Below are 13699 nucleotides of genomic sequence, written 5' to 3' on the forward strand. Positions count from 1 at the left end.
AGAGGGTCTCTTTTTCGAGAATGGCGGATTCTAGAAGTTCACCTAATGCTAAGTCAATACTATAAAAAATAGTTGTTAGATTTAAAATGCATATAAAAAGCTGTATGGAAACGCATATTTCCGGCGTTTTGTCCCCTGGAATTTTCGGATTGACAGCTGTTTGTGACAGTCCTATTAAGTTTTTTGGATCATTGCAAAAACTCATTGGATTGCTGCATTGCAGCTCGCTTATTCTGTACCTGACTGCCATGGCAGTTGACTGCTGGAAGAGCGTTTAAAGGCGGAACGGCACTTAATCTGTCAGTTCCTGTCCTTTGACTGTCTCCTAAGGCCTCCAGGGAGCAATCGATGCTTCCACGCAACCAGGACCATCCTCTCCCGGTTGCAATCCCCACGGCACAGGACTTGGAGCCTGCCGTAAAGCCCGGTCATCGGCCCCGCCGCTGACCGGGCTTTCTATTTGTGCAGTTCGCAATGCAGCTGGACCGGCAGCCCGGCCCTGGGATCGAGATGCTGCCGTTGGGATGCCTGCATCTGGGGGGCGCCGCTCTTACTTTTGCTCACTCTGGTTTTCTGGTGCAATGGCGCCTGCGCAGCGCCTCGGGCCGCGCGCAGTGAACACTTTGAGCACCCCATGAAACCTTTGAATAGAAAACGGGCCTTGCGCCACGCCGCGCTGGCGCTGTCGGCCCTTCTCGCGCTGTGGCTGCTGCTGTGGCTGGCCGTGCCCGCCGTGCTCAAAAGCCAGATCCAGCGGCTGGGCGCCGAGAAGCTCGGCCGCGCGGTGACGCTCGAGTCCGTGCAATTCAAGCCCTGGACGCTCGAGCTGGCGCTCAACGGCCTGCGCATCGACGGTCTACCGGGGGCCGCCCAGCCGCTGCTGTCCGTGCAACGTATATATATGGATGCGGAAATGCAGTCGCTGCTGCGCCTGGCGCCGGTGCTCGATGCGATCGAAGTCGACGCACCGGTGCTGCATCTGGCGCAGACCGGCGCGGGTCGCTATGACATCGACGATATCCTGCAGCGCCTGGCCGATTCCGCCGCGCCCGATGACAAGAGCGGGCCGCAGCGCTTTGCGCTCTACAACATCAAGGTGCAGGGCGGTTCGGTGGATTTTCAAGACGCGCTCGTCGAGCGCACGCACCAGGTGCGTGACCTGCAACTGAACCTGCCGTTTCTGAGCACCCTGGCATCGGCGCGCGAAGTGCGCGTCGCGCCGCGGCTGGCGTTCGCGCTCAATGGCAGCGAGTTCGATTCCTCGGCTTTGAGCACGCCTTTTCTCACCACCCGGGCCACGCAGCTGCGCCTGGCGTTCAAGGACCTGGACCTGGCCGACTTCGTCGGCTATTTGCCCAAGGCGCTGCCGGTACATGTCGTCGCGGGCCGGCTCGATGCGGATCTCGAAATCGGTTTCGAGCAGGTCGAGCAGACGCAGGTGCAGGTGCGCGGCCAGCTCGCGCTGCACCAGACGCAATTGCGCGATGCCCGGGGCCGGGAGCTGCTGCAGTTCGAGCGCCTGGATGTGGCGCTGCGCGACCTGCAGCCGCTGCGCCAGCAGATCCTGGTCGATTCCGTGGTGCTGACGCAGCCGCGCGTGCAGGCCGGGCGCGATGCGCGTGGAGTGATCAACTGGCTGGCGCTGGGCGGCCAGGACCAGGCCACGCCGGCGGGCGCGGCCAGGCCCTTGCCCTGGCAGGTCGAGGTCGCACAGATCAGCGTGGAGCAGGGCCGGGCCGAGTGGCGCGACCAGTCGGCCCAGGCCGGCGCCCAGGGCGCGCATCTTCTGCTTACCGATATAGCACTGCAGGCGCGCGCGCTGGTGCTGCCGCTCACGCAGCCGCTGCAGTTCGATGGCCGCATGGCGCTGGCTTCGGCCGCGGTCAAGAGCGATGCCGTGCCGGGCATGCTGTCCTTCAAGGGCCAGGCCACGGCAACGCAAGGGCAGGTCGGGGTGGTGCTCGAATCGCTGCCGCTGAATCTGGGCGCTTCCTATTTGTCGACCCAGCTCAAGCCCCAGTTGCAAGGGCGGACCTCGGCGCAGCTGGGCCTGGCCTGGAACGGCGCTGTGACCGTGGTCAAGGTCGCGCGGCTGGCGCTCGACGACCTGGCGTTGCAGGATCAGGCCGCGCCCACGCGCATACGCCAACTGCTGCTGGAAGACGCCGATCTGCGCCTGCCCGCGCAGCAGCTGCGCATAGGGCGGCTGACGCTGAACCAGCCCGTGGTGGGCGTGCAGCGCGACGCCCAGGGCCGCTGGATGTTCGAGCCCTGGCTCGCGGCTTCGGCCCCTGCGCCGGCATCGCCTCCGGGTCCGCAGCGTCCCTGGAGCCTGCTGCTGCAAAGCCTGGTGATCGATGGCGGGCAGGTGGACTACCGCGATGCGCGGCCCGTGCGTCCCGTGCAATGGCAGGCCAGCGGCGTGGTGCTCAAGGTCAAGGACTTCGCGCCGCTGTCCAGGACCGAGAAAGCGTCGCCGCTGCAGCTGTCGCTGCGCCTGGCCGGCGGTCGCCGCGCCCAGGCGGGCAGCCTGGCCTACGACGGCAGCCTGCGCGTCGCACCGCTGCTGGTGCAGGGCACGGTGCGCGCCAGCGACCTGCCGCTGCACGCGTTCGAACCATATATAGCGGATCTGCTCAATGTGCGCGTGCTGCGCGCCGACGGCGGTTTCTCGGGAAGCCTGCGTTATGAGGATGCGCAGGGCGGGCCACGGCTGTCGCTGCTCGGCGATGCGCAGCTCAACGATCTGCGCGTGCGCGCCGCGCAGCAGGGCGCCACCGTCAACCCAGTGGGCGTGAACCTCGCCGGCAGTGAAGACCTGCTGCGCTGGAAAGTGCTCGCGCTGCGCGGCCTGGACCTGGCGCTGGCGCCCGGCGTCGCGACCCAGGTGCGGCTGCGTGAGACCGCGCTCAGCGATTTCCATGCGCGCGTGATCGTGCAGCCCGGTGGCCGCATCAACCTGCAGGACATCGTCAAATCACGCGCGCAGCAGGCCGCCGAGCAGGCCGAGCCTGCGGCCCACGGCGTGCAGACAGTCGGCGTGCCGGCGGTGGTGCCCGCGGGGCCCGCACCCGTGGTGCATGTCGGGCCCGTGGTGCTCAGCGGCGGAACGGTCGCGTTCTCCGACTATTTCATCCAGCCCAACTATTCGGCCGACCTGAGCGCGCTTGCCGGGCGCCTGGGCGCGTTCTCGTCCGAGACCTTGCCCGACCAGCCGCCGCAGATGGCCGAGCTCGAGCTGCGCGGCCGCGCCCAGGGCACGGCCAATCTGGAAATCACCGGCCAGCTCAATCCGCTGGCCAAGCCGCTGGCGCTGGACGTCACGGCGCGCATGAGCGACCTCGAGCTGTCGCCGCTGTCGCCCTATGCGATCAAATATGCAGGCCATGGCATAGAGCGCGGCAAGCTGTCGATGGACGTGAATTACAAGGTCCAACCCGATGGCCAGCTCACGGCGAGCAACCGTTTGGTGCTCAACCAGCTGACGTTCGGCGAAGCCGTCGAAGGCGCGCCCGCGAGCCTGCCCGTGCGGCTGGCGACGGCGCTGCTCGCGGACCGCAATGGCGTGATCGACCTCGATCTGCCGATCAGCGGCTCGCTCAACGACCCGCAGTTCCGCCTTGCTCCCGTGATCTTCAAGATCATAGGCAACCTCATCATGAAAGCCGTGACTTCGCCTTTCGCCTTGTTGTCGGGCGCGTTCGGCGGCGACGCGGCCAGCTCGGGGGCGGTGGTGTTTGCGCCGGGCAGCGCGGCGCTCGATGCGGCGGCCAGGCAGTCGCTCGACAAGATCGCCCAGGCCTTGCACGAGCGCCCCGCGCTGCAGATGACTGTGGTCGGCGAAGCCGCGCTCGACGCCGAGCGCGCTGGCTGGCAGCAGGCGCAGGTGCAGCAGATGCTGCTCGCGGAAAAACGCCGCAGGGCGTTGCGCGCGGGCCAGGCGGCCGACAGCATCACGGCGGTTGCTCCGGCCGAGGAAGCAGGCTTGCTCAAAGCGGTGTACGCTCGCGCCGATATCAAGAAGCCGCGCAATGTGCTTGGAATGGCCAAGGATTTGCCCGACAATGAAATACGAACGCTGTTGCAGGCCCATGTCCCTGTGCCTGACAATGCAATGCGTGAGCTGGCTTTGGCGCGTGCCGTGGTGGTGCGCGACTATCTGGCAGCGCAGGAATTGTCCCTCAAGCGCCTGTTTCTCGGGGCGCCCGTACAGCCCGCGGCGGGCCCGGATTGGCAGCCGCAGGCCCGGTTGGAACTGGCTCTGCGGTGATTCAGTTTGGGCTCTGCGCAAATAACAGCGAAAATAACTCTTTACTCACTGCGCCGTCCGCGGCGCAGAACAGGTTCTTCCGGCCCATGTTTTGGGGCCGTGAGAGCCTATTCCATTGAAAAATGTCTTCTCTTTCTCCACGTAGCAACATGTCCGACGCCCCTGAAGTGAACCCGGCCCTGGCCAAGACCTCTGAAACGCATCCTCTTGATGCGCTGACCGGCGGCGCGTTTTCCGCAGAAACCTCGGGCGAACGTGCTTCGCGCGTGCGCGACTGGCTCGCCACGCAACCTGCGCATGACCAATTGCAGGAAGTGTTCAAGGAACTCAGCGTGCGCGACAAGAGCGCCGCGCGCGCCGTGCGCGAGCGCCTGGACGAATTGCGCCGCCTCGAGACACAGGAAAAGATCGGCGTCGAATGGGCGCAAAAAGCCCAGCAGCTGCTGTCCGCCGACACGCTGAACATCGCCGACGCCACGGCCTGGCAGCGCGAAGCCGCCAAGGCCGGCGCACCGCTGTCGCGCGAGCCGCTGTCGTCGTTCAAGAACCAGCTGGCCGAGCGCGTCAAGGTCATCGAAGACCTGCAGCACCGCGTGCAGGTCCAGCGCGAAGCCGCCGTGTTGCTGGCGCAGCGCATCGAAGTGCTGTCGACCAAGCCCTGGCGCGATGCGCTGACCGCACTCGACGCGCTGAGCGTCGATGTCGCGCACTGGCAATCCCAGGCAGGCGAGCTCACGGGCGATGCCAACTGGGTCAGCGTCGACGCCAAGTTCCCGCCCCAACTCGAAAACTCGCGCAAGCAGCTGCTGGTGGTCTGGGATGCGTTCCAGTCTGCCCTGGCGCTGACGCAGGCCGCGGCACAGGACGAACAGGCCGAGCTGCCTCCCGTGCCGATCTGGGCCGATGAACTGCGCGTCGCGCGTGGCCTGCCCACGGAAGCCGCCGCCGTCGCCGCCAAGACCGCGGCCGCGCCCGCCAAGCCGCCTGCCGCGCCGCGCGCCAAAGCCGCTCCCAAGGTCGCTCCCGAAGTCGTCGAAGCCGCAGCCCAGTCCGTGCGCCAGGCGCTGGCCGACTTGCTCGCGCTGACCAAGGCCGCGCCCGCCGCCGCTGCCGAAGCTCCCGCAGCGCAGTCCGCTCCGGTGGAAGCTGCCCCGGCCGAAACCGCGCCGGTGGAAGCCGCCGCTGCCGAGACGGCTCCTGTCGAAGCCGAAGCTGCGCCAGCCGAAGCTGCGGCAGCCGAATCCGAAGCTGCGGCAGTCGAAGCCGCACCCGCCGCCGAAGCCGCACCTGCTGCCGCACCCGCGGCCGGCGGCGCCGGCAAGCTGGGCAAGGCGATTGCGCAACTGCGCGCCGTGCTCAAGCAGCAAGGCCGCCATATTGACGCGGCACTGGGTGCCGATGTGAATGCAGCGCTGCTGGCCGCGGGCGATGCCCAGGGCTGGCAAGGCTGGAAGGCCGACTCGGTGCGCGAAGAACTCGTGGCCCAGGCCGAAGCCCTGCTCAACCGTCCCGACGGCCAGGCCCTCGGTGGCCGCAAGATGCAGGAATCGCTGCGCAACCTGCGCGAGCAGTGGAAGCAGGCCGACCAGGGCGCTGCGGCCAACCACGCGCTGTGGAAGCGTTTCGACGAAGCCTGCAACGCCGCGCACAAGGTGGTCGAAGGCTGGCTGGATCGCGTGCGCAGCGAAGCCGCGAACAACAAGGCCCAGCGCCTGCAGCTGATCGAGGAAGTCAAGGCCTGGGCGGCCGAGCACGCCGCTTCGACCGACTGGAAAGCCATGTCCCGCAGCCTGCGCCAGTTCGGCGAACGCTGGCGCGATGGCGGCCATGTCGGCGAGAAGATGTTTGCCGAACTCCAGCCGCTGTGGAAGCAGGCCATCACGGCCGCCGAAGCGCCTTTGCACACGGCCCAGAAGGCCAGCCTCGCGCGTCGCCACGCAATGATCGACGAAGCCGTGGCATTGGGCGAAGCCGCTACGCTGCGCATCGATGCCGTCAAGTCGCTGCAGCAGCGCTGGCAGGCCGAGGCCCAGGCCGTGCCGCTGGACCGCAAGCACGAGCAAAAGCTCTGGGACGCGTTCCGCAAGCCTTTGGACGACGCATTCAACCGCAAGGGTGCCGATCGCAACAGCCGTGCCCAGGTCGAGCTCAGCGAGCGCGATCGCCAGGTGCTCGACGCATCCAAGGCCCTCGAAGCCGCGAATGCCAGCGGCGATGCCCAGCAGATCCGCGCTGCCATGGCCGGCCTCGAAGCCGCGCTGCACAGCCAGGCACAGGCCCAGGAATCGGCCAAGGCCGATGCCGCAGCACCGGCAGGGGCTGCCGAGGACGCGCCCAAGCCGGCCGCGGTGTCCAAGCCCGTGGTGGCGGTGCGCGGCGATGACCGCCCCGGCATGAAGAAGGAAGCGCCTGCGGCCGCGGGCCGCCCTGGCCGTCCCGGCGAGCGCCGCGACAGCCGTGACGCGCGTCCTGGTGACCGCGGCGGCCGCTTCGGCGAACGCGCCGACCGTCCCATGCGCGAAGACCGTGGCCCGCGTCTGGCGGACCCGGCTTTCCGCGCCCAGCGCGACGCGCTCGAACATGCCCAGATGGCGCTGCGCAAGCTCGCCGTGCAAGCCCATGGCGAAGCCCTGACCCAGCTGCTCAATGCCTGGGAAAAGCGCGATGCCGAGCAGCTGCCCAGCGTGCAGGACTTCGGTGGCCGGGTGTCGCCGCAAGTGCGTGGCGCCTGGGCGAAGTCGGTGGCCGCGCCTGTGTCCGGCGACGCGGGCGAAGCCCTGCTGCGCCTCGAAATGGCAGCCGATGTTCCCACGCCAGCCGAGCTGATCACCGCGCGCCGCATGCTGCAGCTGCAGTTGCTCACGCGCCGCAACGATCCCGCGCCTGCCGAGACCTGGGGCCAGGATGCGGCCCGCGTGCTCGCCAGCGCGCGCGACGAGGCCAGCGCCCGCCGCCTGCAGAACGCGCTGAAGGCCTTGCTGCGCAAGTAAGCGCGCCGTGCCGCGTTTGCGGCAGCTGCGAAAAAGCCACTCCGCGGAGTGGCTTTTTTTATGCGCCATGGGCATGGATGTGGCTGACACATGCCGCGGTTACAAATGCCGCGCAGCGGTGGTGTTGACACGCTAATTACAAAAAGTTATGGTGTGGGGTGTTCGCGGATCTTTAAGTCATGATGACTCGAAGGTCTGCCGGCACTGCTTGCGGAGCCTCTCCCAATGCAGTCGTTTTTCTTGCCGGCACAGTCCGGCAGGCCGGATCTCTCCGGCCCCCTTGCCACGTCACGCTTTTCCAGGCAGCGCCCCTAGACCAGGCCCGCTGCGCCGCGTTTGAAGCATTCGGCAGGCACGTCATCACATCGTTCAGTGTCTGCCGGCAGCCCTTGAAGTTCGCCGGGCCGGCGCATGCATTTTCGCCACGCGCTTTTCCAGGCGGCTTCATCGGCTGTTGGCACCGCGGTTGCCGCTTTTCGGGGCGCAGCCATGTTCCATCCTAAAAAGAAGCCACGCATATGACCACAGAAGTCGATCCATGGGCAACGCCAGTACAAGGCGGCGCCGCCGTTTCCTCGCCTTGGGATGCCGCGCCCGATCCGGCGGCGGCCGCTGCCGACCCCTGGGCCGCTCCCGCCAGCCAAGCCATGGCCGCGGACGACCCCTGGGCCGCTCCCGCCGCCGACCCCTGGGCCGCGGCTGCTCCCGCCAGCGATGCAGCGGACGGCGGCGATTGGCTGGCGGTCATGCCGGGCGACGCGCAGGCGGGCGGCGCGGTTGTGGATCCAGGCTTTGCGCTGCAGCAGCTCTGGGATGGTTCGCTGCCGCTCGAAAGCTGGATCAACCAGGGCCTGGGCTGGGTCGTCGAACACTTTCGTCCTCTTTCCCAGGCCGTGCGTGTGCCCATCGACGCGACACTGAGCTGGGTCGAGGGGCTGCTGACCGGCATGCCTATGCTGGCCATGATCTGCCTGCTGGGTCTGCTGGCCTGGCAGTTCGCGGGCCGCCGCATCGCCTGCGGTGCTGTCGTCGCGCTGCTGCTGGTCGGCATGCTGGGCATCTGGAACGAAGCCATGGTGACCTTGTCGCTGGTGCTGACCTCGCTGTTCTTCTGCATCGCCATCGGCCTGCCCATGGGGATTGCATTGGCGTCCAGCGACCGAGCACAGCGCTGGAGCCGACCGTTCCTCGATGCCATGCAGACCACGCCGGCTTTCGTCTATCTCGTGCCGGTCGTGATGCTGTTCGGCATTGGCAACGTGCCCGGCGTGATCGTGACCATCATCTTCGCGCTCGCGCCGCTGGTGCGGCTCACCAATCTCGGAATTCGCCAGGTGCGGCCCGACCTGGTCGAGGCCGCACTGGCCTATGGCGCATCGCCGTGGCAGCTGCTCACGCGGGTGCAGCTGCCGCTGGCCATGCCCTCGATCATGGCCGGCATCAACCAGGCGCTGATGCTGTCTCTGTCGATGGTGGTGATCGCCTCGATGATCGCCGTCGGCGGCCTGGGCCAGATGGTGCTGCGCGGCATAGGCCGGCTCGACATGGGTCTGGCCACTGTCGGCGGCCTGGGCATCGTGCTGCTGGCGATCACGCTGGATCGTTTCACCCAGGCGCTGGGTGCGCCGCGCCGCGGCACGCACCGCTGGTGGCAGACCGGCCCCGTGGGGCTAGCGCTGCGCATCGGCGGGCGCCTGCGGGCGCGCCGCCATGTGCCGACCGAGCCCGTGTATCGCACTCAGGCGCCATCGGCATGAAGCCTTTGCCTTTTCCATTCCTCAACCATCGCCTTCGCGCGAAGAAAGTCTCCCACTGATGCACATTTGCAAAATCGTCCGTCCGCTTCTGGCTGCAAGCCTTCTCGCCGTGGGCCTCGGCGCGCACGCCGCCACTGATCTGCCCGGCAAGGGTGTCAAGGTCCTGCCGCTGCAAAGCGCGCTTGTCGAAGAGTCTTTTCAGACATTGCTCGTGACGCGCGCGCTGCAAAAATTGGGCTACGACGTGCAGCCTATCAAGGAAGTCGAGTACCCGATGGCGCATATTGCCGTGGCCAACGGCGACGCGACCTTCATTGCCAATCACTGGAATCCGCACCACGCCGAGTTCTACAAAAGTGCGGGCGGCGACGCCAAGATGACGCGCAAGGGCGTCTACGCGGCGGGAGCGACCCAGGGCTACCTGATCGACAAGAAGACCGCCGATCAATACAAGATCACCCACCTGAGCCAGCTGGCCGACCCCAAGTTGGCGAAGCTGTTCGACGCCAACGGCGACGGCAAGGCGGATCTGGTGGGCGCGAGCGCAGGGTGGGGCGGGGAGGCGGTGATCGAGCACCAGCTGACCACGTTCAAGCTGCGCGATACGGTGTCCTATACCCAGGGCAACTATCCCGCGCTGATCGCCGACACGGTCGCGCGCTTCAAGCAGGGCAAGCCCGTGCTCTATTACGCCTGGACGCCTTACTGGCTCAGCAATGTGCTGCGCCCCGGCCAGGATGTGGTCTGGCTCGAAGTGCCGTTCTCGGCGATGCCGGGCGTGCAGGCCGGCACCGACACCAAGCTGCCCAACGGCAAGAACTACGGCTTTCCGCTGAACAATGAATACATAGTGGCCAACAAGGCCTTTGTGGAAAAGAACCCTGCTGCGGGCAAGCTATTCGAAGTGATGTCGCTGCCGCTGGCGGACATCAGCACGCAGAACCGCCTGATGCACGACGGCCAGAACCGCCAGCAGGACATCGAGCGCCACACCGACAGCTGGATCAAGGCCCACCAGAAGACCTTCGATGGCTGGATCGCCCAGGCCATGGCCGCCGCGAAGAAATAACACTTCGGCATAGCCTGCGAGCCGCCGTCCGCTGGAGGGCGGCTTTTTTGTTCCGGGGAGCAGGGGCACAAGCCAAAGCGGATGCACAAAAGAAAAAGGCCGTTGCAGTTGCAACGGCCTTTTAAAATGGTGCCCAGAAGAGGACTCGAACCTCCACGATGTTACTCGCTAGTACCTGAAACTAGTGCGTCTACCAATTCCGCCATCTGGGCTCTCAGGAATAAATGAATTATAGGGGGCGTTTTTGGGTCCAAAAGGAAAAAAGCGAAATTTTTCTTTATCTGATGATTTCGGGGCGAGGGAGGGCTTGTTGGGCGGCGTTGCCGGGCGCGAATCGAAGGCCGCTCTTGGACAGGCTCGGGGTGAGCGGCTTGCGGTTCGGACAGACGCAAAGGGCGGGGCGCGCGACGCCGTCAGGCTGCAGCGCTGCTGTCCGTTGACGGCGATCTTGTCGAATTTCGTTCATCCCGAGCTTGCGAGATGCCGTTCGCGCCGAACTTGTCGATTCCCGTTCGTGCTGAGCTTGTCAATTCCCGTTCGTGCTGAGCTTGTCGAAGCATGAACGCCGCAGCCGGAATTGCCCACCCCTGCTGTATCTGACGCTGGCCTGCATGCAGTTGCGTTTTTCCGGCACAAAAAGAAAAAGGCCGTTGCGTTTGCAACGGCCTTTTAAATTTGGTGCCCAGGAGAGGACTCGAACCTCCACGATGTTACTCGCTAGTACCTGAAACTAGTGCGTCTACCAATTCCGCCACCTGGGCATTTCAGGAAAGATTTGAATTATGCAGCATAAAAAGCTGAGTTTTTCAAAACTTCCGAAAATATTTATTTCCAGAAACTTGTTGCGTGGGCCCTGCCACATCGCACAATCACATTACAAGACCACTGAGGTAGCAGTAGCCCTGAATTTTTCAAAAACCTTCACAGGTTCTCGTTAAACTTGGTGCCCAGGAGAGGACTCGAACCTCCACGATGTTACTCGCTAGTACCTGAAACTAGTGCGTCTACCAATTCCGCCACCTGGGCATCTCAGGAAAGATCAACATTGTATAGCAAAAAAATGAACCTCAGCACAAACTCTGCCAGCGCAACCGAAGAAATTGAAGGCAGCGTGCAGGGGCATCGTGACGGCCACGGTTACGTGTTGCGCGATGACGGTGAAAAAGACATCTACATCCCGGCCAACGAAATGCGTGCGGTACTGCACAAGGACCGGGTCAAGGTCATCATCGTGCGCCATGACCGGCGCGGCCGCCCCGAAGGGCGCGTGACCGAAATCATCGAACGCCCGACCAAGACCATCATCGGCCGGCTGCTGCAGGAAAGCGGCGTCTGGCTGGTCGCACCCGAAGACAAGCGCTACGGCCAGGATGTGCTGATTCCCGCCAACGCCACGGGCACGGCCAAGACCGGCCAGGTCGTGGTCGCAGAGCTGACCGAATCGCCCGCGCTGTTCGGCCAGCCCGTGGGGCGCATCACCGAAGTGCTGGGCGAAGTCGACGACGCGGGCATGGAGATCGAGATCGCGGTGCGCAAGTACGATGTGCCACACGAGTTCTCGCCCGAGTGCCTGGAGCAGGCCAAGGGCCTGCCCGACAAGGTGCGGGCGATCGACCGCAAGCAGCGCATAGACCTGACCGACGTCCCGCTGGTGACCATCGACGGCGAAGATGCGCGCGACTTCGATGACGCGGTGTATTGCGAGCCCGCCAAGGTGGGCCGCGCCAAGGGCTGGCGCCTGCTGGTGGCGATCGCCGACGTGAGCCACTATGTGCGCACCGGCAGCGCGATCGACACCGATGCCTACGACCGCGCGACCAGCGTCTACTTTCCGCGCCGCGTGATTCCCATGCTGCCCGAGAAGCTCAGCAACGGCCTGTGCTCGCTCAACCCCGACGTCGACCGCCTGTGCATGGTCTGCGACATGCTGGTCACGGCCAAGGGCGATATCCACGCCTACCAGTTCTATCCTGCCGTGATGCACAGCCATGCGCGCTTCACCTATACCGAAGTCGCCGCCATCCTGTCGAACACGCGCGGCCCCGAGGCCCAGCGCCGCAGCGCGCGCGTGCCCGACCTGCTGAATCTGCACGGCGTCTACCAGTCGCTGCTCAAGGCGCGCCAGGCGCGCGGTGCGGTTGATTTCGAGACCACCGAGACGCAGATCGTCTGCGACGACAACGGTCGCATCGAGAAGATCATTCCGCGCACGCGCAACGAGGCGCACAAGCTGATCGAGGAAGCGATGCTCGCGGCCAACGTCTGCAGCGCCGATTTCATCGCGCAAAGCGGCCAGAACGGCCTGTTTCGCGTGCATGACAGCCCTTCGGTAGAGAAGCAAGAAGTGCTGCGCAATTACCTCAAGGCCATGGCCGTGGGCATGTCGATCAGCGACAACCCCAAGCCCGCCGAGTTCCAGGCGATTGCCCAGGCGACCAAGGACCGCCCCGACGCGCCGCAGATCCACACCATGCTGCTGCGCTCGATGATGCAGGCGATCTACACGCCCGTGAACGAAGGCCACTTCGGCCTGGCGTTCGACGCCTACACCCACTTCACGAGCCCGATCCGGCGCTACCCCGATCTGCTGGTGCACCGCGTGATCAAGTCCGCGCTCGAAGGCAAGCGCTACCGCCTGCCCGTGCTGCCCACGCCGGGCGAGGCCCATGCCAAGCTGGCCAAGCGCCTCGCGAACCGCGTGAGTGCGCCCGGCCAGACGCCGCGCAAGAAGCCCGCGGGCGGCGCCGAGCTCATGGCCTGGGAGGCCGCAGGCCTGCATTGCAGCGCCAACGAACGCCGCGCCGACGAAGCCAGCCGCGATGTCGAGTCCTGGCTCAAGTGCAAGTACATGCGCGAGCATCTGGGCGAGGAGTTCTCGGGCATGGTCACGGCCGTGACCACATTCGGCATCTTCGTGACGCTCGACGCGATGTATGTCGAAGGTCTCGTGCACATCACCGAGCTGGGCGGCGATTACTTCAAGTTCGATGAAATGCGCCAGGAACTGCGCGGCGAACGCTCGGGCATACGCTACGCGATCGGCTCGCGCCTGCGCGTGCAGGTCAGCCGCGTCGATCTCGACGGCAGGCGCATCGATTTCCGCCTGGTGCAGGAGGGCGGCGAAGCCCTGCCGGCACGCGGCAACAGCGGCGGCAAGCGCGACGCCAAGCCCCAGCGCGGCACGCGTGAAGAGCGCAGCCCGCGCGACGAACGCGGCCGGCGCGAGGAGCCAGGCCATCGCGGCGAGCGCCCCGAGCGCAAGCCCCACGATGCAGGTGCGCGCCAGGGTGGCGACGCCAAGCCGCAGGTAGAAGACGTGCAGGATGGGGACATGGATGCGCCTGCTGGCCGCGACCATCGCGGCAGCCGCTCCAAACCGTCGCTGCTGATGCCATCGCTGCCCCCACCGTCACCCATCGAAGGCCTCAAGGCTTCGGTGCGCAGGGCCGCGACGGGCCCCAAGCCGCCCAGCGGCAAGCCCAAGCGCAAGCCGCGCCGCTGAGCCGCTGCTGCACCACAAAGCCCTCGCCGGTCACGCCTGCGAGGGCTTTTTCATTGCAGCGTGGTCGCCAGCGCGCTGGCCGTGAGCGCCAGATCGGTCACGCCTGCGAGG

At 65.7% G+C, this 13699-nt stretch carries 5 protein-coding genes and 3 tRNA genes; 5 read left to right on the forward strand and 3 right to left on the reverse strand.

Annotated features, from left to right (window positions below; translation table 11 throughout):
* The first annotated feature begins 634 nt into the window (after positions 1-634).
* The 4 genes from ACSVDO_RS06790 to proX all read left to right on the forward strand — a co-directional run bounded on the left by ACSVDO_RS06790 (position 635) and on the right by proX (position 10086).
* Entirely contained in the window at positions 635-4270 is a 3636-nt protein-coding gene (locus tag ACSVDO_RS06790) for a DUF748 domain-containing protein (RefSeq protein ID WP_489595530.1), read from the forward strand.
* 149 nt (positions 4271-4419) lie between these two features.
* Positions 4420-7260 carry a DUF349 domain-containing protein gene (locus tag ACSVDO_RS06795; protein WP_489595531.1) on the forward strand — a complete coding sequence of 947 codons (2841 nt, stop codon included), beginning with the start codon at positions 4420-4422 and terminating at the stop codon, positions 7258-7260.
* Positions 7261-7778: 518 nt separating this feature from the next.
* Positions 7779-9017 (forward strand): glycine betaine/L-proline ABC transporter permease ProW, encoded by a 1239-nt coding sequence (gene proW, locus ACSVDO_RS06800; protein ID WP_489595533.1) that lies wholly within the window; start codon positions 7779-7781, stop codon positions 9015-9017.
* Positions 9018-9075: 58 nt separating this feature from the next.
* The gene (proX, locus tag ACSVDO_RS06805) at positions 9076-10086 is read left to right on the forward strand and encodes a glycine betaine/L-proline ABC transporter substrate-binding protein ProX (protein WP_332684050.1); all 1011 of its coding nucleotides are present in this window, start codon (positions 9076-9078) and stop codon (positions 10084-10086) included.
* Positions 10087-10213: 127 nt separating this feature from the next.
* On the opposite strand, the gene ACSVDO_RS06810 is transcribed toward proX, so the two are convergent.
* The 3 genes from ACSVDO_RS06810 to ACSVDO_RS06820 all read right to left on the reverse strand — a co-directional run bounded on the left by ACSVDO_RS06810 (position 10214) and on the right by ACSVDO_RS06820 (position 11112).
* Positions 10214-10298 (reverse strand) — tRNA-Leu (locus ACSVDO_RS06810).
* Between the two features lie 464 nt (positions 10299-10762).
* Positions 10763-10847, reverse strand: a tRNA-Leu gene (locus tag ACSVDO_RS06815).
* Between the two features lie 180 nt (positions 10848-11027).
* Positions 11028-11112 (reverse strand) — tRNA-Leu (locus ACSVDO_RS06820).
* Positions 11113-11146: 34 nt separating this feature from the next.
* On the opposite strand from ACSVDO_RS06820, the gene rnr reads away from it, so the two are divergent.
* The gene (gene rnr, locus ACSVDO_RS06825; RefSeq protein ID WP_332549685.1) at positions 11147-13588 is read left to right on the forward strand and encodes a ribonuclease R; all 2442 of its coding nucleotides are present in this window, start codon (positions 11147-11149) and stop codon (positions 13586-13588) included.
* Positions 13589-13699: the final 111 nt, after the last annotated feature.

It is taken from the genome of Comamonas sp. DB36, from assembly GCF_057914905.1.